Origin of the sequence: Fluviicola sp., from assembly GCF_030151805.1 — a bacterium.
Taxonomy (GTDB): domain Bacteria; phylum Bacteroidota; class Bacteroidia; order Flavobacteriales_D; family Crocinitomicaceae; genus Fluviicola.
On the sequence record NZ_JASLCN010000136.1, the window covers coordinates 1 to 24,068 of the forward strand.

Consider the following 24,068-nt stretch of genomic DNA (forward strand, 5'->3'; position numbering starts at 1 on the left):
CAATAATTATCGCGGATGAAAAGTATAACGAATCATTCTAAAGAAAATACGGTTTTCCCTTTTTCAATTGTCAATCCTGCATAATCCGATCCAACGCATTGATAAACAATTCAGATGCTTTTGCTAATAATTCATCCGTATGTACCTGCGAGATGAAACCGACTTCGTATCCGCTTGGCCCCATATAAAGACCTTCTTCCAGCAAAGCACGGTGTAAATGCTTGAAGTTACTCATGTCCGGATTGATCTCTTCAGCTGCGCGGATATGTTTCGAATTGTCGAATGAAATCCAGAATATAGAACCAATCGTTACCAACTCAAATGCATAACCCTTTGCTTTCGCATGTGCGTTTATGGCATCCGTAAACAATTTTGTTCTGCGTTCCTGGTCTTCATAAAATCCGGGTTTGCTCAATTCTGTTAACTGTGCCAATCCTGCAGCCATCGCCACCGGATTCCCGGAAAGTGTTCCTGCCTGGTAGACTGGTCCGTCGGGAGCCACACACGACATGATTTCTTTTTTAGCACCATAAGCACCAACCGGCAAACCACCTCCGATGATTTTTCCGTAAGTGACTAAGTCGGGAGCAATTCCGTACAATTCTGCTGCTCCGGAAAATGCTACGCGGAAACCTGAAATTACTTCGTCGAAGAACAACAAAGCTCCATATTTTGTGCACGTTTCACGCAATTCTTTTAAGAAACTCAACTCTTGCAACAACAATCCGTTATTTGCCGGAATCGGTTCAATAATCACACAAGCGATTTCTTTTCCAAATTGCTCAAAACAACTTTGCAACGCTTCAGAATCGTTTAAAGGAAGAACCAGTGTTTCATTGGCAAAAGCTTCTGGCACCCCGGCACTGGAGGTGTTTCCGAAAGTGACCAACCCGGATCCTGCTTTTACTAATAAAGAATCGCTGTGTCCGTGGTAACAACCTTCAAATTTTACAATCTTTGTTCGATTGGTATATCCTCTTGCCAAACGGATTGCAGACATTACAGCTTCTGTTCCGGAGCTGGTAAAACGAATTTTGTCAATGAATGGATTTTTGGAAAGAATCAACTCTGCCAATTCGTTTTCCAAACGGGTAGGGGCTCCGAAACTTGCTCCATTTCCCAATGCTGCGACAATTCCTTCATATACTTTCGGATGGTTGTGTCCCAAAATAAGTGGTCCCCAGCTTCCGCAGAAATCAATAAACTCATTGTCATCTTCGTCCCAAATCAGTGCTCCGTTTCCTTTTTTGATGAATAAGGGAGAACCCTCAACGGATTTGAATGCTCTTACCGGTGAATTTACACCACCCGGAAAATAATTTTTCGCTGTTTCGTAGAGTGCTTCAGAAGTTGATCTGTTGAGTGTCTTTGTTGCCATCGTGACGTTTTTTTGGTTCGATGCAAAAGTACGAATTCGATTTGCTGGGGCAATGGAAGAGGGGGAGGAATTTAAATGAACAGATTGGAAAGATTGTTAAATGGAGTAACTGCAAATTTGTCAATTCGCAATATTACGAAGAGGTAATTTGATTCTTGAATTCTTAAGGTAGGTGATTTTGTCAAATGAAATGTGGGAGTTCGTGTTGACAGGTTGTGTTCTTTTTATAGAAAAACTTATTTGTTTTGACTTTCTGAAAGACAAGTTTACTATATTACAATATTGTTAAATGGAGTGTTTAATATTGAAATCCTAATTCGATTAAACTCCTTTAGGAGAGAATTACAAATAGCTTAAACCTACAATTTTGTTTATCTCCTATTGATTTCGCACAAATCCGTTATCTGCCGGATTGCAATTCTGACTTGAAAAACTCCGCTTCTCCTTCATTGCTTCCGCTCTGATGTTTGTCGCAACTCTCTCTTCAAAAGCTGCGCTTTTTCTTATATTTGAGGGATAATTTTTACAAGTTCCTTACAGAACAATCGATTTGCCAGATGAAATACGAATTTACACCCGAGTTTGCAGCTCAAATGGATGCAGCAGATCCATTAAAATCCTACAGAGAACGGTTTCTTTTTCCAACTTTTACTAAAAATCCGGTGAGATATTTCACAGGAAACTCGTTGGGTTTACAGCCGAAAACAGTTCGGGAAAAAGTGAATCTGGAATTAGACGACTGGGCAAAATGGGGTGTAGAAGGACATTTTTTGGGAACAAATCCGTGGTACAAATATCATGAGTTCCTGACAGATGCTTCTGCGAAAATCGTCGGGGCTTTGCCAAAAGAAGTGGTCGTAACACATTCATTGACTACCAACCTGCATTTGCTGATGGTTTCGTTCTATCAACCGAAGGAAAGCAGAACCAAAATTTTATGTGAAGCAAAAGCATTTCCAAGTGATTTGTATGCGTTGGAATCGCAAGTTCGTTTTCATGGTTTGAATCCGGAAACGGATTTGATTGGAATGAGTCCGCGTGAAGGAGAGCATACGTTGAGAGATGAAGATATCATCGCTAAAATTCTCGAATTGGGTGATTCATTGGCTTTAGTAATGTTTGGCGGGGTGAATTATTACACAGGTCAATTGCTGGATATGGAAGCAATTACCAAAGCAGGAAAAGGAGTAGGAGCGATGGTTGGTTTTGACCTGGCTCATGCTGCTGGAAATATTCCGGTTAAATTGCACGATTGGGGAGTGGATTTCGCTGCCTGGTGTTCATACAAATATTTGAACTCAAGTCCGGGAGGAGTTTCCGGAATGTTTGTTCATGAAAAACACGCAAAAAATGCTTCACTTCCTCGTTTTGCGGGATGGTGGGGATACGATAAAAGCACACGTTTTCAAATGGAGCCGGGCTTTATTCCTATGGAAGGAGCAGAAGGGTGGCAATTGAGTAATGCACCTGTTCTCGGGATGGCTGCTCATTGGGCGTCTCTGGAAATTTTTGACGAAGTGGGAATGGAAAACCTGAAAGCAAAAAGTGATGTGTTGACAGGATACCTGGAGTTTATTTTAGACGGGTTGTCGGAGAAATACCAGGAGAAATGCCGCTTTGAAATCATTACACCGAAAGAACAGAAACGCAGAGGTGCTCAGTTGTCGATTTTGGTGCATGGAAAAGGAAAACAAATTTTTGATGCGATTTCTGAAAAAGGAGTAGTGGCAGACTGGAGAGAACCGAACGTAATCCGTGTGGCTCCGGTTCCGCTTTACAATTCTTTTGAAGATGTGTATTTCCTTGGAAAATATTTGGAAGAAGCGATCGTAGAACAATAAAATATCCCGCAGAGACTACAGGAATGCAGACTTAGGATGTGTTCTATGTAACTATGTGGTAACTAAAATAAATATGGAAAAAATTGCAATAGTAGGAGCAGGTCTTGTAGGAAGTTTACAAGCTATTTTACTTGCACAGAAAGGATATGAAGTTTCCGTGTTTGAACGCAGACCGGATTTGCGTAAAGCAGCATTGGTCGGTGGGAAGTCAATCAATCTGGCGCTTTCTGACCGTGGATGGAAAGCTTTGGAAATAGCGGGAATTGCAGAGGATATCCGGAAAATTGCCATTCCGATGTACAATCGCTGCATGCATGCTTTGGACGGAACACTAACATACCAGCCTTACGGAGTAAACAACGAAGCGATTTATTCGGTTTCGAGAGGAGGATTGAACCAGAAACTGATGAATCTGGCAGATAATTATCCGAACATCGAATACTTCTTTGATCGTAAATGTTTGGATGTTCATTTGGGAACAAACACGCTTTCATTCCAAAACGATCAGACCAAACAGAAAGAGGAATTTCAGGCAGATCGCATTTTCGCTACGGATGGAGCTTATTCTGCAGTGCGTATGCGTATGCAGAAATCCATGACCTTTGATTATTCGCAAAAATATCTTGATCACGGATACAAGGAATTGGTCATTCCGGCAAATGCAGACGGTTCTCACAAACTGGATAAAAACTGTCTGCATATCTGGCCCCGCGGCGAATTTATGATGATTGCCCTGGCAAACCTGGATGGAAGTTTTACATGTACCTTGTTCTTCCCGATGGAAGGAGAAACGTCTTTTGCAACACTTCAAACACGTGAACAGGTAGCTGCATTTTTCGATTTAACGTTCCCCGATGCAGTGGCTTTAATGCCGACTTTACTCGATGATTATTTTGAAAACCCAACGAGTTCATTGATCATGGTTCGTTGTGAACCGTGGAATTACCAGGATAAAGTTGTGTTGTTAGGTGATGCTGCACATGCGATAGTTCCGTTTTACGGACAAGGAATGAATTGTGGATTTGAAGATTGTACGGTGTTCAATGAAATGTATGAAGAGAATAACGGAAAGTGGAATACTTTGTTGAAGCGTTTTTCAGAGCAGCGTGTTCCGGATGCAAATGCAATCCTGGATCTTGCTTTGGATAATTACGTAGAAATGCGCGATAAAACGGCTGACCCGGAATTCTTGCTTCAGAAAAAGATCGAAGGGAAATTTTCCCGTTTGCATCCTGACAAATGGACTCCGCTTTATTCCCAGGTTACGTTCAGCAATACGCGCTACAGTGATGCGTTAAAAAACGGAAGAAAACAGGATGCCTTAATGCAGGAAATTCTGAAGATCGAAAACATCCATGAAAAGTGGGATGAACCGTTCGTTATGGATAAAATGTTGGAACTGATTTCGTAACCAAAGCGAAATCTTTAGATATTTATAAAAAAACAATTATGAGATTTGTCATCTGTTTTGTCTTGATTCTGGTAACAGGGTTTTCTTATTCGCAGAAATCACGGAAATTCGGCGGAAAGAGCCGTAAGGATTTCTTCGGAGGAGCACGCGATTACCGCCAATTGACAAAAGATGGAATCCAGATTTCTTTCGGTCCGAATTTTACGTTTACCAATCCCAAAGTAACGCAATATTCCGGTGTGGATGTCAATGGACGTCCGGCTACGGCAACAGTTGATCCGATTGGGAGACCAGGCGGATTTATCGAAATCGGAGCAGCGCATTACCGCTTGAAATCATCGAAAATTTTAGCCGCATGGTATAAAAAAAGAGGTGAAAAAGGAGACGTGAAATGGATCGGATCGAATCTTTTTCACCGGTTGGATTGGGGCTTGGGTTTTAATTACATCGGTGGAAGTGAGCGTACCCGTTTCGAAGTGGTTGATCCTTCCGGAGTTTCTACTTTTGATGAAAGAACAGGTTCGTTTTACAATGGTTATTTAACGGCAAGAGTAACGATTGACCGCTTTACGAAAATCGGGGAAGGCTGGCATCTGGAAACAGGTTTGGGCTTCAATTTTTTATTCAACGCACTTCCTGCACCGAAAGCACCTTATACGGCAACAGTTGCTCCGGTGAAATTTCAGCAGGATTTCATGGCACAATTTCATTTGCATGTGGGGTTCACCCGCACGATTCGCAGAGGAGATTACCTGACTTTCGGGCTTTTGGTTCCGACTTTTGGAATCTATGAACCGAATAAGGCGCGTCCGACCATTCAATGGTTTTCGAGCAATTACTGGCCGGTCCAATTACAGATTCGCTGGATTCACCATTTTACGAAGAAATCAAACGGATGTAACACCGGAACACCTGAAGATCGTAAGCGTAACGACGAATACATGCAAAACAGATAATACGAAGCAAATTTACAATGAGAAGATTTTACTACTTGAGTTCTTGTGATACGTGTCAGAAAATCATGAAAGCACTGAACCTTCCGTCCGATGTTGAATTGATCGACATCAAACAAACGAATATTGATGCGAAAACGCTTGATTGGTTGAAGGAAAAAGTGGGTTCCTACGAAGGACTATTTTCGAAGCGTGCTTTGAAATTCCGGTCAATGGGTTTGAATGAAATGAATCTGACGGAAGCAGATTACCGAAAATACATGTTGGAAGAATATACTTTTTTAAAGCGTCCGTTTGTGATTTATGATGAAAATACCTGGATTGGAAACGCTAAAAAAGAAGTGGAAGCTGCACAGGCTTTTTTCGCAAAATTGAATTAGAAAAAGCGTAATCGACTATTCAGGATCGATTTTCGGTAATCATCCAGTTTTTCATCGTAGTTCCGCTGAATCAGTTTTCGCACGAATTTCTGTGTTCCTTTTCCCATTTTGTAATCCAGTTCATCACCGAAAAGCGGAACAATACTCAAAAAGTGTACGGTTTTATCCTGCACATTTACCGGAGCAAGTTCCTTTTGAAGTAAAATAGGATCCAGAAAGATGAAATATTCCTGTTTCATCAGATCGGAAATAGGAACTTCCGGATTTGCTGTTGGAATGGTGTGACCCGGTCCGTACCAGGTGTTTTTGTCTCTGACGAAGCGTTCCAATTTATAGATCCAGTCGTAGATCCAGGAAAAATTGTAGTTTTCATGATCGTCAAAATCCCAATATGTCGGCAAGCAAAAGTAGATTTCGTTAAACTCCCTTCCGGCCCATTTCTCCAAAACAGGCATCTTGTAATCCGAAAGAGAAGCGGTCATAAGAACAGTTATCGGAACATCCAGCTCTAAAAACAGCAAGATTAACTCCTGATCATTGTGTAACGGATTCTGAATTGATTTTACCCGATGTGCTCCAAAGCGATTTTCGAATACCTGAATAAGTTCCATAAAGACAAATATAGTGCATCTGAATCGCTTTCAGTTCAAAGTAGAGAGAATAAAAAAGGGGCCGAAGCCCCTTCCTGGTTATTGGTTTATATGTTTATTTCGCCTTAAAGAAATAATCTATTTCAGAAATGCGCATCGTCATATCATTCCCTTCAACTTTGGAGATGCTGAAAATGATGGACTTCTTTTGGCTGGGTCCGTAGAATAAAAATAAATCGATTTTATCGTCGTATTGAGTGCTTAACCATTTTCCTTCCAAATCAATAAAATCAGTCATGTTGTTTTGATCGTACCAACGACCTTTGAATGTTTCGTCGTCTTTCAAATCAAAGTAAATCGTGTTGATGCCAAGAATTTTATCCTTGTCCGGCCCGTATCCGTCCACTTTTGTTAGCGTCCACTTTTTTACCAAACGGTTATCGATGCTGGAATTTGAGCAAGCGGAAAGGACTAAAAAAAGTACTCCAAATAGTAAGTAAGTGAATTTAACTTTCATAATACATCAAGCGGGGTGCTTGGGTAAAACTAAGCTTTCTGAGTAGAGTACCAAATACTTTTTTCGGAGATTGTACTCAAGCAAATTTTGGGTGAGTAGTTGTCCGATTTGACTGTGCAATTTACTTATGCTTTCCTAGTAATTTAGTTGAATTCACAGAATTTCCTGCAATGAGTTCCAAAATTCTTCACTCGACAAAATAGCTCCCTGTTCGATTAACTGATGAATTTCCTGTTCGCGTTCCTGACCGAAAGCCCGTTTACTGGTGAAAATCGACAACTCTTTCAGATGCTGACTAAGTGCGAGGTGAATGCCCTCTGTGCTTGAAAGATCCAATGACGAATCCGGATTTCGCTGAATGGCAATGAGTTCCTGTTCGTCCTTTAAGAAGCGGAATACCAGGCAGGATTCCGGAGAACGATGTTCCAGGAAATGAATTTTTTCATAAATGGTTTGAAATACCTGATCGGAAAACAATTCTACCAAAGCAAGCGCTTTTTCAGGCTCTTCCTGGTTGAGTTTTTCCCATTCTTCGGCATGCACTCCGTTAATGATTAAAAATGCTTTTAAATCACCTTCCAGATGCTGCAGTTCTTCGTCAGATAAAATGCGGTATTTCATAGGGCAAAGGTAGGAAGAATCACAGAATCTGAAATGGGAAAGAGGGAATCATCGGAATGATTTTTAACTTTGTAAGATGCAGAAAAAAGGTGTTGCAATTCTCGGTTCTACCGGTTCGATCGGGACTCAGGCTTTGGAAGTAATTCAGGCTTATCCGGACAGATTCGACTTGCAGGTGATTACAGCCCAGTCGAATGCGAAATTATTGATTGAACAGGCAAAGCAATTTCAGCCGAATGCGGTTGTGATCAATGATGAAACGAAATACGAGGAAGTGAAAGACGCACTTTTTTCTGAAGACATTCATGTTTATGCCGGAGCACAGGCGCTTTGCCAGGTTGTGGAATTTCACGAAGTAGATGTTGTTCTGACTGCATTGGTCGGCTACGCCGGATTGAAACCCACTTTGGCTGCAATCGAAGCCGGAAAAGACATTGCTTTGGCAAATAAGGAAACACTGGTTGTTGCCGGAGAATTGGTTACGCAAAGAGCACGTGCAAAAGGAGTGAATATTTATCCGGTAGATTCGGAGCATTCTGCCATCTTTCAGTGTTTGGTGGGAGAGTTTCACAATCCAATCGAAAAGATTTACCTGACGGCTTCCGGCGGACCATTCCGTGGATTTACAAGCGAACAACTGCTGCAGGTTACGAAAGCTCAGGCATTGAAACACCCGAATTGGTCAATGGGTTCAAAAATCACCATTGATTCGGCTACGATGATGAATAAAGGTTTGGAAGTGATTGAAGCGAAATGGCTTTTCGGGTTGAAAGCGGAACAGATTGATATCATCATTCACCCGCAATCAGTTGTTCATTCACTGGTTCAGTTTGAAGATGGAAGTATGAAAGCCCAAATGGGACTTCCGGATATGAAACTGCCGATTCAGTTTGCATTGACCTATCCGGATCGTTTGAAAACGGACTTTCCACGATTTAATTTCCTGGATTATCCGCAATTGACTTTTGAGCAACCGAATAAGGAAGTGTTTAAAAATCTTCAGTTGGCTTATGATGCAATGAAAGCCGGCGGAACAAAAGCGTGTGCGCTGAATGCTGCAAATGAAATGGCTGTTCAATTATTTTTGGAAGATCAGATCAAATTTTCAGATATTGCACGAATCAATGAGAAGGTAATGGAAGAAGCGTTTTTTGTACTTAATCCGAATTTGGAGGATTACATACATGTGGACACGCATTCCCGGAACCTGGTGAGAATGCTTAAAATTTAGATCTCATGAAAACATCACTATTCAGTATTATTCCTTTTTTAGTTTTTTATTCCACATTAAGCGCCCAGATTCAATTTATTGAAAATGTCCCGTTTGCTGAAGTTCTGAAGAAAGCAAAGCGGGAAAATAAATTGATTTTTGTAGATTGTTACACGACCTGGTGTGTTCCCTGCAAGAGCTTGGCGAGTAATATTTTTACGGATCAAACGCTCGGAGACAGATACAATGAGTTGTTTATCAACTACAAGCTGGACATGGAGAAAGGAGACGGCATTGAACTTTCCAAATCGTTTAAGATAGAGGCATTTCCTACCTTGCTTTGGCTTGATTCTACAGGTGAAATAGTGCATCGCACAGTGGGTGCCAATACGGTCAAATTCTTTTTGAATACCATTGAATTGGTTCAGGATAAGGATAACCGCTATTTAAGCCTGGAAAAACGCTTTCAGAATGGAGACCGGAATCCGGAACTGCTGAAGAAACTCACCCGTTTTGCCACGATAACCGGCGATTTAAAAGGAACACCTTACATTGAAGCATATTTTGAATCGATTCCGGAACCGGAATGGTTGTCGGTGGAAAACCGGTCTTTTTTCTATGCGGGTTGCACTTCTTTTGATTCAAAACTCATGCAGTATGCCTTGGCGAATCCGGGAAAATTTCCGGATGGAACAATAGAAAATCTGAAAAACACGTGTTTTGACAATGCATTCCGTTTTCTTCTTCGTTCCAGGTCAGAGGAGGAACTACAGAAATTCCTTGCACTGGTTGAAAAGTATGCCCCGGAACGCCAGGAATACAAAAAAGCATCGGAGCTCGATTTCTACATGAACGTCGGGAACCAATTGAAGTTAGATGAATTGACGAGTCGTTACCTGAAAGATTGGGACGATGCGGAAATATTGAGTATTTATGCCTGGCAGCGATCTGTGGGCACATCGGATCCGGTGTTGCTGAAAGAAGCCATTGGCTGGGCAAAAAGAGCAATCAATCTGGATGAGAATGATTGGAATTGCGACACGCTTGGTCAGTTGTATCTGAAAATCGGAAAGGAAAAAAAGGCGAAGAAGTGGTTAAAGCGTTCGAAAGAACTGGAAGAACAAGCTAGCTCAAATACAGGAAACTAAGAACCAGAATCAAATAGCGTAGAAATTTTCCTGCAAACATAAACAGAAAAGTAGGAAGGATGCGTGAGCGATAAATTCCCAATGCAATTAGAATAGGATCTCCGATAATGGGTAGCCAGGATAATGCTGCGGCCAGTGGCCCGTATTTCGATGCGATGTGTTGTGCTTTTGTTCCTGTTTTTTTGATCCATCGCTTGCGGACAAACTGCCCGAGAAAATAGTTCGTGCTTCCACCCAGACAATTCCCAAACGTTGCAACGGCAAGAATTGCCCACGGAGAATTATTTCCATTGCTAAGCATAAAAAGAACGGCTGCCTCAGAAGGAAGTGGTAAAATAGTGGATGCCAGAAAACTGCTTAGAAAAAGTCCGAATAATCCCCATTCCGGTTCCATGCTGCAAGTATAAACGAAAAATGGGGACCGAAGCCCCCATTTCCTATATTCAATTAAGAATTATTTCTTAATGATACGTTTTGTGATTGTTTCGTTACCGATTCTCAACGTGTAGTTGTAAACACCAGCTACAAAGTTTGTTCCGTCGATAGCGATTGATTGCTCACCAGCATTCATTTTAGAAGCAGGAACTGTAGCTACTGTACGACCAGCAACATCAGTAATTACTACAGAAACTTGAGACTCAGCTTTCAAGTTGAACTTGATCTCAGTTGTTCCAACGAATGGGTTAGGGAATACAGAAACGTTTGTTGCAGAAGTCAACTCAGTAAGACCTGTGTAATCTGTGAAATCCATACGAACTACAGGAGCTTCAACTTTGTCTCCGTCAGAAGCCAAACCATTAGCAGTTGTTCCGTTGAAACCTCTTGTGTTTCCAGCAATAATTTTACCAGCGAATGCAATTGGAACTTCGAAGTTATTGTAAGTACCAGCTGTTACAAGGTAAAGACCACCATTACTAGCATTTACTGGAGGAAGGTTCGGTAAGTAACACTTAATGATGTTTCCGAAATCTGCAGCAACGATCTCATGCTCGTCAGTTCTGTCAACGTAATCCCATGCTTGAGAAGTAAAGTTGTATTTGTAGATACTACCGTAAACCAAACGACCGATGTAAGTTGCTTGTTGAGATTGGCTAACTGTTCCGATACCAATTTGGATAGCTCCAACTACTTCATCACTGAAGATTTCGAACAATGTTCCGATTTGAGGATCTCCTGTTTGAGTAGCCCATCTTGTGAAGCTTCCTGACATTGAAGCAGGTGTTCCATTGTATGTATCAGCTGCATAGATTTTATTTGTAACAGCAAACGGAGCAGAAAGTGTATCATCAATAGTGAAAGAAAGTACGCTATCAGACAATGCTGCGAACTTGAAGTTATACGTTCCAACAGTTGCAGGAATTGTAAATCCGTTAGTGAAGTCGATCTCAAGTGAATCTTCAGCAAATGGAGCTAAATCTCCCTGAACACTTGTTTGGTTGTAAGCACCAGAAGTTACTTTGAAGCTTGTAGGCTGAATTGCAGAACCAACGTTTTGAACGTCAGCAGCGAAAGAATACTTTCCTGCACCAGCTACTTGAGACAAAGGCATTTGAGTTGCTGTCAAAGCCTGGTTTCCGTATGCATAGTATACTTCTTTTAATTGAAGGTTATTTTCATATCCTTCAAGAACTTTGAAGTTGTCAATAGCCCAACCGTAACCACTACCGTAATCGTTATCAGCAGTCAAAGACTCCCAACGAAGACGAACTTTTCCTTGAGTTACCCCAGGACCGATCAAGAAATCTGTAGTTAATGTGGTTTTCAATGTTGCACCGTTTCCGATAGCATTACTATTTACTACCTTAGACATTGAAGCCGGCCAGGTAGCACCGTTATCAGTACTGATCTCTACATATAGAACATCGTGATTGAAACGACGGTAAACCTGTGCGAAGCTTACAGAAATAACTGCTGAAGCAGACATGTCAATTGTAGGACTTTGCAAGTAAGCGTTTTGAACTCCAACTGGTGTTCCTGGCGCTGCCAACAAGTATTGAACAGCATCAAAGTAAGCCATTGGTGCAGTCATTCCTGTAGTTGGTGTTGCTGCAAGATAATCAGCAAAGTTTGTAGGGTAACCTCCGAATTGGAAGCTTCCTTGAACACCTGGTGCTATGTTACCTGTAGCCCAAGTTGCATTGTCAGAGAAATCGGATTGATAAATAATTGCTCCTCCCGCTTTTTCACCAGCACTAACGTTATCCACAGCTCCTTTTACGGCAGTTGTGAATTTCAAAGGTTGTTTTTGAGCTTTTTCAAAGCTTTTGTTCACCTGAGCTGAAGAAATCCCAGCAACAAATAGAACCGAAGCTAAAAGTGTAATCTGTTTTTTCATGTTTCTTTAATTTACGAAGTTTTAAATATAAGTTAATTAACCGGATTAATGGCTAATTTATTTATTAAACGGTATTAATTATCCAATGAACGGTAGTTACTGTCCTTGAGAAAAGGTAGTTTCTCCCGTAACTGTTTCATCTCAGAATAACTGATACTTATGGTATTGACGCATTCAAGTTCGGAAAGGTTGGAAATTTCTTCACCTAAAATATTAATTAATTTGCTTTGACCGTTGTAATTATGTTTTGAGCCGTCTTTACCTATCCGATTCAACCCGGCAACATAACATTGATTTTCAATTGCTCTTGCAGGAAGTAAAACCGACCAGTGATGAATTCTTCTTTCCGGCCAGTTCGCTACATATAATAAAAGGTCGTATGCCGCCTGGCCATTAAGCTCACCGTTTCGCACATTTTCAGGAAAACGCAGATCATAACAAATTTGCAGGTTGATTTTCCAGCCCAGGTATTCGACAATGGTTTCTTTGTTCCCTGCCTGAAAGTAAATGGATTCATCTGCCATTCCGAATAACTTGCGTTTATCATACAGGCTGATTTTTCCGGTTGGCTCTACAAAGACACCTCTATTATAATAGTTTCCGTTTTCTTCTATTATTAAAGAAGTATAAAAGGCCGCTTTTTTTTCAGCTGCCTGACTTTTTAACCATTCAATGCTTAAGCTGTTATCCATTTGTTCTGCCAAATCAGCAGCATTCATGGAGAAGCCGGTCTGAAACATTTCAGGCAATAAAATCAGATCGGTTTGCGAAACCGATTGCAACAAGGCTTCATAGTGTTTTAAGTTGGCTTTCTTGTCTTCCCAAAACTGGTCTGCCTGAACGAGTGTTATTCTTAAATCTTGCATAATCTTTCGGCTGCTTGAATTAATGTGTCATCTGTTTTTGCAAAACAAAAACGAATGGTGTGATAATCATTCCGCTCTTCATAAAAAACAGATAGCGGAATAGCGGCAACACCGACTTCTTTTACCAGCCACTCGCAAAATTGAACATCCGGCAAATCGGAGAGTGCCTTGTAGCGCACCGTTTGAAAATAGGTTCCTTCACTTGGAAGGAATTCAAACTTGCTTCCGAATAGGAGTTCTTTGAAACGATCGCGTTTGTCCTGGTAGAATTTTCCCAATGTGGTGACATCGGTTGTAGAGATATAATCTGCTAATGTTTTCTGAGCAACGCTGTTTACGGAAAACACCAGGAATTGATGCACTTTTTTGATTTCTTTCATGATCGGCTCCGGGGCAACCAGGTAACCGACTTTCCATCCTGTCAGATGAAAGGTTTTTCCGAAAGAGGAAACAATCACGCTTCTGTTTCGCAAAATTTCATGATGATGTGCGGAAAAGTGCGGCTTTTCGAAGGTGATGAATTCGTACACCTCATCCGAAAGCAAGATCAGATTCGGGTGATCAATCATTACTTGTACCAAAGCATTATAATCTGCCTGGTCCATCATTTTTCCGGAAGGATTGTGCGGATTGTTAATGATCAGCACACGTGTTTTCTGATTTACAGTCTGACGAAGCTCGCGCCAGTCAATCGTGAAATCTTCCCGCATGGGAATGTGAATTGGTATTCCGCCCGCCAAATGTACAGCCGGATTATAACAATCGTATGCCGGATCCAGAATCACCACTTCATCACCCGGATGAACCAGAGCTTGAAGTGCTGCAAAAATTCCCTGTGTAGCACCTGCAGTTACCAAAATTTCAGCTGCCGGATTCAAAGAGCGTTGATAAACCCGGTGAATCATCGCGGCAATGCCATCCAGTAAAACCGGTAACCCGGACATCGGAGCGTATTGATGCACATTTTCCCTGCTGTTCTTTGCCAATAATTCCTCAATCAGAGGATCAATCGGAAAATTCGGAAAACCTTGTGAAAGATTAATTGCCTGATACTCATTTGCCATCTGACTCATCGTCGTGAAGATGGTAGTTCCTACCTTTGGAAGTTTTGTTTGCATGGCTTACATTTGTTTGCAATAAACAAAGAAAAGAATTCCTTTAGTATATGAGACTTTATTCAAAGTATATTTAACAGGAATTCATAAAAATGAACACATGAAGTTATCCCATCTATTTTTTTTCGGTCTTCTTTCACTAACCATGAGTTCATGTGGTGAAGATTCTATTTGTGATTGTATTCGTGTGAGCGACAAACTGACCAATAAGTACGAACAATTGAGACATAAAGCGCCCACTTCTTCGGATGAAAAAGAGGTAAAAAAACTCATCAGGGAAAAGAAGGCAAAATGCAAGGAATTTGAAAAAATGGGAGGTCCGGAAATGTTGGAAAGAAAAGCAACCTGCAATTGAGTTTTGGTTTTACTTTTAGTTGACATTCAGCAGAAAACCCCGCTTGAATCGAATTCTTGAATTCTTATCCGAACCGTCTTGTTTCGCTTAACAAATATTCCCACTAAATCGAAATAACGAGTGGTTAAATTCGCTATCTTTGCACCGGCTTACTAGTAAAAGTGGGCCTTAAAAATTAGTGAAGTTTTTATGAGTGCATTTTCATCCCGTCACATTGGACCTGATTCAGCTGAGAAATCTGAGATGTTAGCTGCAATTGGTGTTAAATCGATTCAAGAATTAGTAGATAAAACCATCCCTTCACACATCCGTTTGGCCGGAGAGTTGAAGATTGATGCTGCTTTGAGTGAGCAGGAATATTTGCAACACATTACCGCATTGGGTGCTCAAAATAAAGTGTATAAATCATTCATCGGATTAGGATACAATGAAACGATTGTTCCTTCTGTGATTTTGCGCAATGTTTTGGAGAATCCGGGATGGTATACGGCTTATACGCCTTACCAGGCTGAAATTTCCCAGGGTCGTTTGGAGGCTTTGCTGAATTTCCAGACAATGGTGATGGAGTTAACGGGAATGGAAATTGCAAATGCATCGTTATTGGATGAAGGAACCGCTGCTTCCGAAGCAATGATCATGTTCTGGAATTCACGTTCACGCCAGGAGGTAAAAGACGGTGTAAATAAATTCTTCATTTCAAAAAATGCATTCCCGCAAACCAAAGATGTTGTTTTGGGTCGTGCGTTGAATTTAGGAATCGAGTTGGTTGAGGGAGATGAAACAACTTTCACCAATGACGGAACATATTTCGGAGCGATTGTTCAGTATCCGGATGCACAAGGAAATATTACGGATGTTGCAGGATTTATCAGCCGCAATAACGGATTGAAAACTGCGGTTGCTGCGGATATTTTATCATTGGTTTTATTGAAATCACCGGGTTCTCTCGGAGCTGATGTGGTATTCGGCTCTTCTCAACGTTTCGGGGTTCCGATGGGTTACGGAGGTCCTCACGCTGCATTCTTCGCTGCGAAAGACGAATACAAGCGCACCATGCCGGGTCGTATTATCGGTGTTTCAAAAGATGCGGATGATAATCTGGCTTTGAGAATGGCGTTGCAAACACGCGAACAACATATCAAACGCGATAAAGCAACTTCCAATATTTGTACTGCTCAGGCTTTATTGGCTGTAATGGCATCGATGTATGCTGTTTACCACGGTCCGGCAGGAATGAAAGAAATTGCTGGGCACGTAAACGGATTGGCTTCTGCAACTGCTGCAGGATTGAAAGCTGCAGGAATCCAATTGGGTTCTGATTCGTTCTTCGATACCATTTGGGTAAAAGGAGTAGACACGGCAAAAATCAAAGCTGCTGCTGAGGCGAAAGGAATGAACTTCCGCATCATCAATGAATCTGAATTGACCATCAGCTTTGGCGAACCGCATACATCAGAAGATGTGGCGACTATCCTGAGCATCTTCGGAGCAAATACTGCTTCTGCAAATACATCCTTGAACGGAACGGTATTAAGAACGGACGGAGTATTCACTCACCCGACATTCAATAAGCATCATTCCGAATCAAAGATGATGCGTTACCTGAAGCGTTTGGAGAACAAGGATCTTTCGTTGGTTCACTCCATGATTCCGCTTGGATCTTGTACGATGAAATTAAATGCAGCTTCTGAGTTGATTCCGATCACGAATCCTCAGTTTGCAAACATGCATCCGTTTGCTCCGGTTGATCAGGCTGCGGGTTATCATGCGATGTTCCGTCAGTTGGAAAAAGATTTGTGTGAGTCTACAGGATTTGCAGCAATGTCTTTGCAACCAAACTCCGGAGCTCAGGGAGAATACGCAGGATTGATGGTGATCAAAGCGTACCACGAAAGCAGAGGAGACAAGCAACGTACCAAAATGATCATTCCTTCTTCGGCGCACGGAACAAACCCGGCTTCTGCAGTAATGGCAGGAATGGAAGTAGTTGTAACGGGTTGTGACGAAAACGGAAACATCAATATCGACGAATTAAGAACCGTAGCGAACCAGATCGGAAATGAATTGGCTGGTTTGATGGTGACGTATCCTTCTACTCACGGAGTTTACGAAGAAGGAATTCGCGAAATCACGTCTATCATCCACGAAAACGGTGGACAAGTATACATGGACGGTGCAAACATGAACGCGCAGGTCGGATTGACAAATCCTGGAAATATCGGCGCTGACGTTTGTCACTTGAACTTACACAAAACATTTGCAATTCCTCACGGAGGTGGCGGACCAGGAATGGGACCAATCGGAGTAGCAGCGCATTTGGCGCCGTTCTTGCCAAGTAACCCGGTGGTTGCGGCAGGAGGTTCAACTCCGATCCACGCAGTTTCTGCAGCACCATACGGAAGCGCATTGATCCTGTTGATCTCTTACGGATACATCAAAATGTTGGGAGCGGAAGGATTGCGTAATTCTACGGAAGCAGCAATCTTAAACGCAAACTACATTGCAGCGAAATTGAAAGGTCATTACGACGTATTGTACACCGGTAAAAACGGAACGGTTGCCCACGAAATGATTTTGGATTGTCGTGATTTCAAGAAAACGGCAGACGTAGAAGTAGCGGATATGGCGAAGCGTTTGATCGACTTCAATTTCCATGCACCAACGGTTTCATTCCCGGTTGCAGGAACTTTGATGGTTGAACCGACAGAATCTGAAGACAAAGAAGAATTGGATCGTTTCATCGAAGCAATGATCAAAATCCGTTCTGAGATCGCAGCGATTGAAAACGGTCAGGCAGACAGAGAAAACAACTTGTTGAAAAACGCTCCGCACACTGCAGATTGTATCATCAACAAAGAATGGAATTACCCGTATTCTCCGCAAGAAGCAGCTTACCCGGTTGCTTATTTGAAAGAGTGGAAATACTGGGTTCCGGTTCGTCGTGTAGACAACGCTTACGGAGACAGAAACTTGGTGTGTTCTTGTCCGAGTGTAGAGAGCTACATGCACGTGGAGGCTTAAGAAACAGCATAATTTATAAGGAAAATCCGTTCGTCTTCTGATGAGCGGATTTTTGTATTTTTGCGAAATCAATTTTAACCGGAATGAAGCGATTAGTAACAATAGCAACCTTTTTAACCATTTTTTCGCAGATCAATTTTGCACAACCCGGAAGTAATGATTTTTCATTTAATCCCAATGATGTAGGGATCAATCGTGGAAGCTTGGTAAGCGGGGTTGTTTATACAAGCTGTGTACAGCCCGACGGAAAAATAGTCATAGGTGGTAACTTTACAGCAGTTAATGGGGTTAATAGAACCAATATTGCCAGGTTAAATCCGAATGGGACCCTGGATTCAAGCTTCAACGTCAATTATTCTTCAGGAGGCACTAGTAATTATACAGCCAGAACTTCTGTTATTCAACCGGATGGGAAGATCCTGATGGCAATTAATCAGAATTCGAGCTCCAATAGTGAGGTAATTCGGATTAATCCGGATGGAACACTGGAAACGACCATTGCTTATACGGATGGGGACGTGTGGACGATTAGTTTACAATCAGATGGTAAAATGGTTATTGGCGGAGAGTTTACACAAGTCGATTTGGAAAACCGGAATAAATTTGCCCGAATAAATAGTGATGGCTCACTCGATTTTACCTTCAATTCAGGTAACGGTGTTTTTGGTACTGTTTACAGTTCTTTGGTTCAACCTGATGGGAAAATTCTTATCGGAGGGAACTTTACGACAGTAAATTTTACTTCGGTAAATGATATTGCGCGATTGAACAGTGACGGATCTGTAGATTTGAGTTTCAATCCGGGAACCGGGGTTAATTCTTTTGTGAAATCTATGAATCTGCAGGCAGATGGAAAAATTCTAATAGGGGGAAACTTTACCGATTTGAATGGTTTTGCGATTAATAGAATTGCCCGGTTGAATACTGACGGGACAAGAGACAATAGCTTCGATCCGGGTACAGGAATTAATCAGGGTGATGTGTGGAATATCCAATGTCAATCCAATGGAAAAATTCTGGCCGGAGGTTATTTCAATACAGTAAATGATTCGATCCATCGCGGAATCGTTCGTTTCGAAACAGACGGAAGTATCGACAGCACTTTTAAGACTAACTTGCCCAACAATACATTTATTTACTCAGTCAATATAACTACCGGGGGGAAAATTGTTTTAGGAGGAAGTTTTTCAACCGTGAATGATGTACCGTTCAACAAAATCGTCAAAGTCAATGAAGACGGTTCTTTGGATGATGTATTTAATTCCGGTACGGGCGCTACAAACGGGGTTCATACGATTAGCTTACAAACGGATGGTAAATTGGTTGTTGGTGGGATTTTCTACAGTATGAATAATGCTTACCGGACCAGCATTGCTCGACTCAATCCGGAGGATGGTAACCTGGACTCCACTTTCCAGGTAGGAAGAGGAGCTTTTTTGAATGTTTCTGCCAGTTATGTCCAGTCAGACGGAAAGATCCTTTTGGGGGGTAATTTCACATCGTTCAATGATACACTTATAAACCGGCTTATGCGTTTAAATGAGAACGGCTCTATTGATCAGTCATTTGATGCAGGAACGGGTGCAGATGGTGCCGTTACTACAATTAAGGTACAATCGGATGGAAAAATATTAGTGGGAGGAGAGTTCAGTACGATAAACAATGTTCCGAGTTCTAAAATAGCACGTCTAAATCCTGACGGCTCTTTGGATATGAGCTTTACTATCGGAAGCGGATTTAATGATTATTTGGATAAAATCATTCTGCAACCAGATGGTAAAATATTGGCTGTGGGAAACTTTACCTCCTACAATGGCACCTCATATAACAAAATTGTCAGGCTCAACGAAGATGGTACACCGGATGCATCCTTTAATAGCGGATCAGGGCCCAACACCACTTTGTATACTGCAGCATTGCAATCAGACGGTAAAATCTTATTGGGAGGATCTTTTACATCATTTAACGGGAATAGTGGCAAAGCTATTATTCGCCTAAATTCCAATGGAACTATGGACCCTGGATTCAATATACTCACATTTACCGGATCTTTGAATACCGTTAATGCGTTATTAATTCAACCCAATGGAAGTATTGTTATCGGAGGACTTTTTTCAAACATCAATGGAGTTGCAAGGAAGAACATTGCACGATTGAATGCAGATGGAACGCTTGATACGACATTTGATCCGGGATTAGGTGCAAACACCACCATTACTAATTTGGCTCTTCAGTCGGACGGAAGAATTATAATGAGTGGGAATTTTACCACCTACAATGGAATCAGCAGAAACAGGATCGCACGTTTATTGGATTGTTATCCGACTAATGCAATTTCACAGATTACCAGTTGTGGCGACTACTACTGGAATCAGACGGGGTTAACGTATACAAGTTCCGGAATATATTATGACTCACTTGTAAGTTCGGGCGGATGTGACTCGATCATTACGTTGGATTTGACTATCCAAACGAATCAACCGATATCAATTAGCTGCTTCTCCCTGCCTTCCGATGCAAATTCCTGTGTGGGCGAAGCAGCGGTAACGTTTTCCGGAAATGCCGATTTTGAACTAGATTTCGACAATGGTTCCCAACTCATCACTTCAAGCGGATACAGCCTGGTGACGAACTTGTGTGCCGGAGTGCATGATTTACATGTAACCGATAATTGCGGCGATACATTAACAACCCAAATAGTGGTTCCGGTAGACTCCAATTACGTCTTCAACAACCCATTCATAGATTCCCTGGCAATTGATTCCTTAGGAGTAACGGTAACGAATTGTGATATTTACTACGCCGGAATAGATACAGCTTATATCGACTCGATTTGGGCAAACGGAAATACGGTGAACGTCATCTGGAATATCGTGGATTCCAACGGATCAAACTTCGACACAACTTCTTATGTATTAAACAACGGCAATGGAGTTTACTGGCTACAGTTGAGCGTGTTCTGCCCGAATAAATCAGTAGGAGAATACTTTGCGGTAACAGAAGCCATTTACTTCAACAACGGTTCGGTTTCTACGGCTGGACTAGTGGATTACAAACAAGCCTTGTTCGAGGTTTATCCGAACCCAACAAACAACCAGGTCCATATCAATTTCTCCGGATCAGATGCGGAATTAACAGTTTATGACCTGCAGGGAAAAATAGTGTTGAAAGATCAGATTCAAAACCAGGAAACCATTTCTTTAGAAAACTTTGAACGCGGCATTTATTTGTTTGATTTCAGAAATTCAAGCGGACAAAGTGTTCAACGTGTTATGAAGCAATAAGATTATAGTTAAATAAGCACATTTTAGAAAGTCCGCAGTCATTATAACTGCGGACTTTTTTGTCTCTTTACTTTTGTGGAGTTATACGACTGAATCCATCTGATAAAAAAAGTGATTAATTTGAATCAGATTTTTTACTTTTGCTCTTAAAATCTTAACTACCTGTTTATTATGTCAAAAATCTTTTCTGTAGCGATAGTACTTATATGTGTTACCTGCAATCTCTGTTTTTCCCAGTTAATTATCGATGATCCGAGTTTCAGCTACACTTCACCAAACGATGGTAATGTAGTCTTCGGAGCAATTAAAAAGGATAATAAATCTCAAATTATTCTTTTAGGAGGGAATAAAGGGATTCTCAAAATTGATTCTTTGGGTAAGAAAATCTCTTCTTTTTACCAGGGCACTTTTCAATATGATGTGTATAATTCCATGAGAGGATTGATGGAGACTTCTGATTCGAAGATCTTTGCCTTTGGGTGTTTTCCCGGTTACCAGGGGCATGCATCCGGAAGTTTGGTGAGAATTCTTCCCAATGGAACGGTCGATCCGTCATTTGTATCTCCGCTTACGGGGAATAGTTCACATGTGAGAGCCATTGCTGAACTTCCCGGTGGAAAATATATCTGCGCTATGGGCGGACCAGTCTCAACTACCGTGATTGCACGATTAAACAATGATGGTTCTTACGATCCTAATTTTGTGTCACCATACAGCGGGAGTTTGCAGGATATTGCAGAATTCATTGTACAGGCAGACAGTTCGGTATTGGTTGTTTTTGAGAATTTTATTCAAAAGTTGAATTATGACGGAACAATAGATAATTCATTTAATTCTTCAGCTGTTGGACCGCAGGGAAGCTTCGGTTATAGTGATAGTGAGGTGTTGGACGATGGTAAAATATTATTCCTTTCCAATAATAAAGTGTATCGCCTTTTACCAAATGGAATCATTGATAATTCCTTTACACCAATCGTAATACCAACGACTGACCTTGTTGCAAAGAGAATTGTACGAACCAATGATAATAAGATTTATGTTTACGGGCGCCGCGATAATTCTTTAACAACTCCATCGGTATTGGTGAAACGATATCATCTGAACGGAACTATTGACAATACGTTGAACTTGGGACAAGGATTCAACCAGGAATATTCGGTAGAAGCACATGCATTAATTTCATTCGATGATGGTTCCTTTTCGGTATCGGGATTCTTTGATGATCTGAATAACGTTTCAACATCTAATATGACTATGCTGACTAATTCCGGATCACCTGTCTGGATGTACAAAGTAGGTACTGGATTAATCGATTACCGGGCGTATACGATGCACGTTGATGCAAACCAAAATATATTTGTCGGTGGTGATTTCACGACATATAACGGATCATTCAGAAACGATATTACCAAATTAGACCGTTACGGGCATATCGACTATTCTTTTAAACCGGGAACGGGATTTAATGGAAGTGTAATGGACATCGTAACGCAACCCGATGGTAAAGTCATTGTATGTGGTCAATTCAGTTCTTATAACGGCACGAGTATTAAAAACATCGTACGACTCAATCCAAACGGTACAATTGATAATTCGTTTAACGCAGGGACAGGATTCTCCGGGTATTCTGCTAATGTACTTGCATTGGGTATTCAATCAGACGGTAAAATTATTGTAGCCGGAGATTTTGGTCTTTACAATGGTACAGCGGTAACAAGAATCGTCCGATTGCTACCAAATGGTTCCCTGGATGGGACATTTACACCTTCTTCCGGGCCGAACGATTTTGTCCTGGATTTGATTGTGAAACCCAATGATGAAATTCTGATCTGCGGAAAATTTGGCACCTATGCGGGAACATCCAGGGCAAGAATTGCCCTTTTGACCAATAATGGAATATTGAATAATTTTTTCGTGCCCGCATCAGCTTATGCACATAATGATATTAGAGCAATGGCCATTCAAAATGACGGGAAGATTGTAGTTGGTGGGGAGTTTTATTCTTACACCGATAGTCAGGATCGCAGAATTGGAAGATTAAACTCGGATGGATCTGCCGATTTGACTTTTGTTTCGGATGCCGCAATGTATAATTTTCCTGAATCCATAGGGATTTTGCCAAATGGAAGAATAGTTATTGGTTCCGGGATGGTATCTATTGTTGAAAGTAATGGTACAGAGGTAGCATTTAAAAATTTAGATATTACGATGGCTGGTGCCAGTGTAAACGACATTTATGTTAATCCCTCAGGGAACCCGGTTTTGGTAGGTCGGTTTGTCATGACTCCCGGAAAAAATGGGATCTCAAGACTGAAATTGGTTCCTGCAATTCAACACACGCAACAAGTGTCATCTTGCGGACCTTTTACGTGGATAAATGGGACCACATATGCAACAAGTACAAATACTCCGCAATATACATTTACAAATGTAGATGGTGTTGATTCGGTAGTTACATTGAACCTGACAATCCTTTCGAATGCTGCTATTGACACTCAGATTGCTTGTGATTCTTTGACCTGGATTGATGGAACAACCTATTATTCATCTACAAATGCACCAATAGTTGTATTGCAAAATGCAGCAGGTTGTGATTCTACGGTTACTCTGAATTTAACGATTACACATCCGTCTTCCGGATCAGATACTCAAACTGCTTGCGGATCGTTCCTTTGGCCGTTTAACGGTCAAATTTACACTGCTTCCGGTCAGTATGTTGATACTATTCTGAATGCCGGAGGTTGCGATTCGATTATTACCTTGGATTTAACCATTATTCCGGTTCTCCCTTTAACGATCGCCAACTCCTTCTCCATGCCTTCCGATGCAAATTCCTGCGTGGGAGAAGTAGCAATAACAGTTTCGGGAAATGCGGATTTTGAACTGGATATTGACAATGGTTCACAAGTAGTCACTTCAAGCGGCTATAGTTTGGTAACTGGTCTGTGCGCTGGAGTGCATGATTTACATGTAACCGATAATTGCGGCGATACGCTAACCACTCAGTTTGTGATTCCGGTGGATTCGAACTACGTTTTCAACA

Annotated in this window: 17 protein-coding genes and 1 pseudogene; 10 read left to right on the top strand and 8 right to left on the bottom strand. The window is 41.4% G+C overall.

From position 1 onward, the window contains the following. Positions 1-70: 70 nt before the first annotated feature. Positions 71-1,378 (bottom strand): glutamate-1-semialdehyde 2,1-aminomutase, encoded by a 1,308-nt coding sequence (hemL, locus tag Q1V93_RS05200; RefSeq protein WP_300662432.1) that lies wholly within the window; start codon positions 1,376-1,378, stop codon positions 71-73. A gap of 557 nt (positions 1,379-1,935) precedes the next feature. Between hemL and kynU the strand changes: the two genes are divergently transcribed. From kynU to Q1V93_RS05220, 4 genes are all read left to right on the top strand, one after another. After that, positions 1,936-3,219 carry a kynureninase gene (gene kynU / locus Q1V93_RS05205; RefSeq protein ID WP_300662435.1) on the top strand — a complete coding sequence of 428 codons (1,284 nt, stop codon included), beginning with the start codon at positions 1,936-1,938 and terminating at the stop codon, positions 3,217-3,219. A 73-nt stretch (positions 3,220-3,292) separates the two neighbouring features. Continuing rightward, positions 3,293-4,630, top strand: coding sequence for an NAD(P)/FAD-dependent oxidoreductase (locus Q1V93_RS05210; RefSeq protein WP_300662438.1), 1,338 nt, complete (start codon positions 3,293-3,295; stop codon positions 4,628-4,630). 38 nt (positions 4,631-4,668) lie between these two features. Next, positions 4,669-5,586, top strand: coding sequence for a hypothetical protein (locus tag Q1V93_RS05215; RefSeq protein WP_300662440.1), 918 nt, complete (start codon positions 4,669-4,671; stop codon positions 5,584-5,586). A gap of 17 nt (positions 5,587-5,603) precedes the next feature. Next, on the top strand, positions 5,604-5,963 hold the full coding sequence (locus Q1V93_RS05220) for an ArsC/Spx/MgsR family protein (protein ID WP_300662442.1): 360 nt from the start codon (positions 5,604-5,606) through the stop codon (positions 5,961-5,963). On the opposite strand, the gene Q1V93_RS05225 is transcribed toward Q1V93_RS05220, so the two are convergent. From Q1V93_RS05225 to Q1V93_RS05235, 3 genes are all read right to left on the bottom strand, one after another. Continuing rightward, complete coding sequence (locus Q1V93_RS05225; RefSeq protein WP_300662444.1) at positions 5,960-6,574, bottom strand: suppressor of fused domain protein; 615 nt, start codon at positions 6,572-6,574, stop codon at positions 5,960-5,962. The two genes, Q1V93_RS05220 and Q1V93_RS05225, sit on opposite strands and share 4 nt — an antisense overlap. Before the next feature lie 94 nt (positions 6,575-6,668). Further along, on the bottom strand, positions 6,669-7,070 hold the full coding sequence (locus Q1V93_RS05230; RefSeq protein ID WP_300662446.1) for a hypothetical protein: 402 nt from the start codon (positions 7,068-7,070) through the stop codon (positions 6,669-6,671). A gap of 153 nt (positions 7,071-7,223) precedes the next feature. Next, entirely contained in the window at positions 7,224-7,691 is a 468-nt protein-coding gene (locus Q1V93_RS05235) for a DUF6495 family protein (RefSeq protein WP_300662447.1), read from the bottom strand. 76 nt (positions 7,692-7,767) lie between these two features. Between Q1V93_RS05235 and Q1V93_RS05240 the strand changes: the two genes are divergently transcribed. Together Q1V93_RS05240 and Q1V93_RS05245 are read left to right on the top strand one after the other, a co-directional pair. Next, positions 7,768-8,922 (top strand): 1-deoxy-D-xylulose-5-phosphate reductoisomerase, encoded by a 1,155-nt coding sequence (locus Q1V93_RS05240; RefSeq protein WP_300662449.1) that lies wholly within the window; start codon positions 7,768-7,770, stop codon positions 8,920-8,922. Between the two features lie 5 nt (positions 8,923-8,927). After that, on the top strand, positions 8,928-10,049 hold the full coding sequence (locus Q1V93_RS05245) for a thioredoxin family protein (protein WP_300662451.1): 1,122 nt from the start codon (positions 8,928-8,930) through the stop codon (positions 10,047-10,049). On the opposite strand, the gene Q1V93_RS05250 is transcribed toward Q1V93_RS05245, so the two are convergent. The 4 genes from Q1V93_RS05250 to Q1V93_RS05265 form a co-directional block, all read right to left on the bottom strand. Next, positions 10,027-10,443, bottom strand: coding sequence for a hypothetical protein (locus Q1V93_RS05250; protein ID WP_300662453.1), 417 nt, complete (start codon positions 10,441-10,443; stop codon positions 10,027-10,029). The genes Q1V93_RS05245 and Q1V93_RS05250 overlap by 23 nt on opposite strands. A gap of 60 nt (positions 10,444-10,503) precedes the next feature. Further along, the gene (locus Q1V93_RS05255; RefSeq protein WP_300662455.1) at positions 10,504-12,384 is read right to left on the bottom strand and encodes a T9SS type A sorting domain-containing protein; all 1,881 of its coding nucleotides are present in this window, start codon (positions 12,382-12,384) and stop codon (positions 10,504-10,506) included. A gap of 74 nt (positions 12,385-12,458) precedes the next feature. Next, complete coding sequence (locus Q1V93_RS05260) at positions 12,459-13,250, bottom strand: amidohydrolase (protein ID WP_300662457.1); 792 nt, start codon at positions 13,248-13,250, stop codon at positions 12,459-12,461. After that, on the bottom strand, positions 13,238-14,368 hold the full coding sequence (locus Q1V93_RS05265; protein ID WP_300662459.1) for a methionine aminotransferase: 1,131 nt from the start codon (positions 14,366-14,368) through the stop codon (positions 13,238-13,240). The genes Q1V93_RS05260 and Q1V93_RS05265 overlap by 13 nt, the downstream gene beginning before the upstream one ends. 142 nt (positions 14,369-14,510) lie before the next feature. On the opposite strand from Q1V93_RS05265, the gene Q1V93_RS05270 reads away from it, so the two are divergent. The 4 genes and pseudogenes from Q1V93_RS05270 to Q1V93_RS05285 all read left to right on the top strand — a co-directional run. Beyond that, positions 14,511-14,720: a hypothetical protein gene (locus tag Q1V93_RS05270; RefSeq protein WP_300662461.1), complete on the top strand. Its 210-nt coding sequence runs from the start codon at positions 14,511-14,513 to the stop codon at positions 14,718-14,720. A gap of 189 nt (positions 14,721-14,909) precedes the next feature. Further along, positions 14,910-17,741 (top strand): aminomethyl-transferring glycine dehydrogenase, encoded by a 2,832-nt coding sequence (gene gcvP / locus Q1V93_RS05275; protein WP_300662464.1) that lies wholly within the window; start codon positions 14,910-14,912, stop codon positions 17,739-17,741. 83 nt (positions 17,742-17,824) lie between these two features. After that, positions 17,825-21,025, top strand: coding sequence for a T9SS type A sorting domain-containing protein (locus Q1V93_RS05280; protein WP_300662466.1), 3,201 nt, complete (start codon positions 17,825-17,827; stop codon positions 21,023-21,025). Positions 21,026-21,196: 171 nt separating this feature from the next. Then, positions 21,197-24,068 (top strand): annotated as a pseudogene (locus Q1V93_RS05285) (hypothetical protein); the annotation flags it as partial.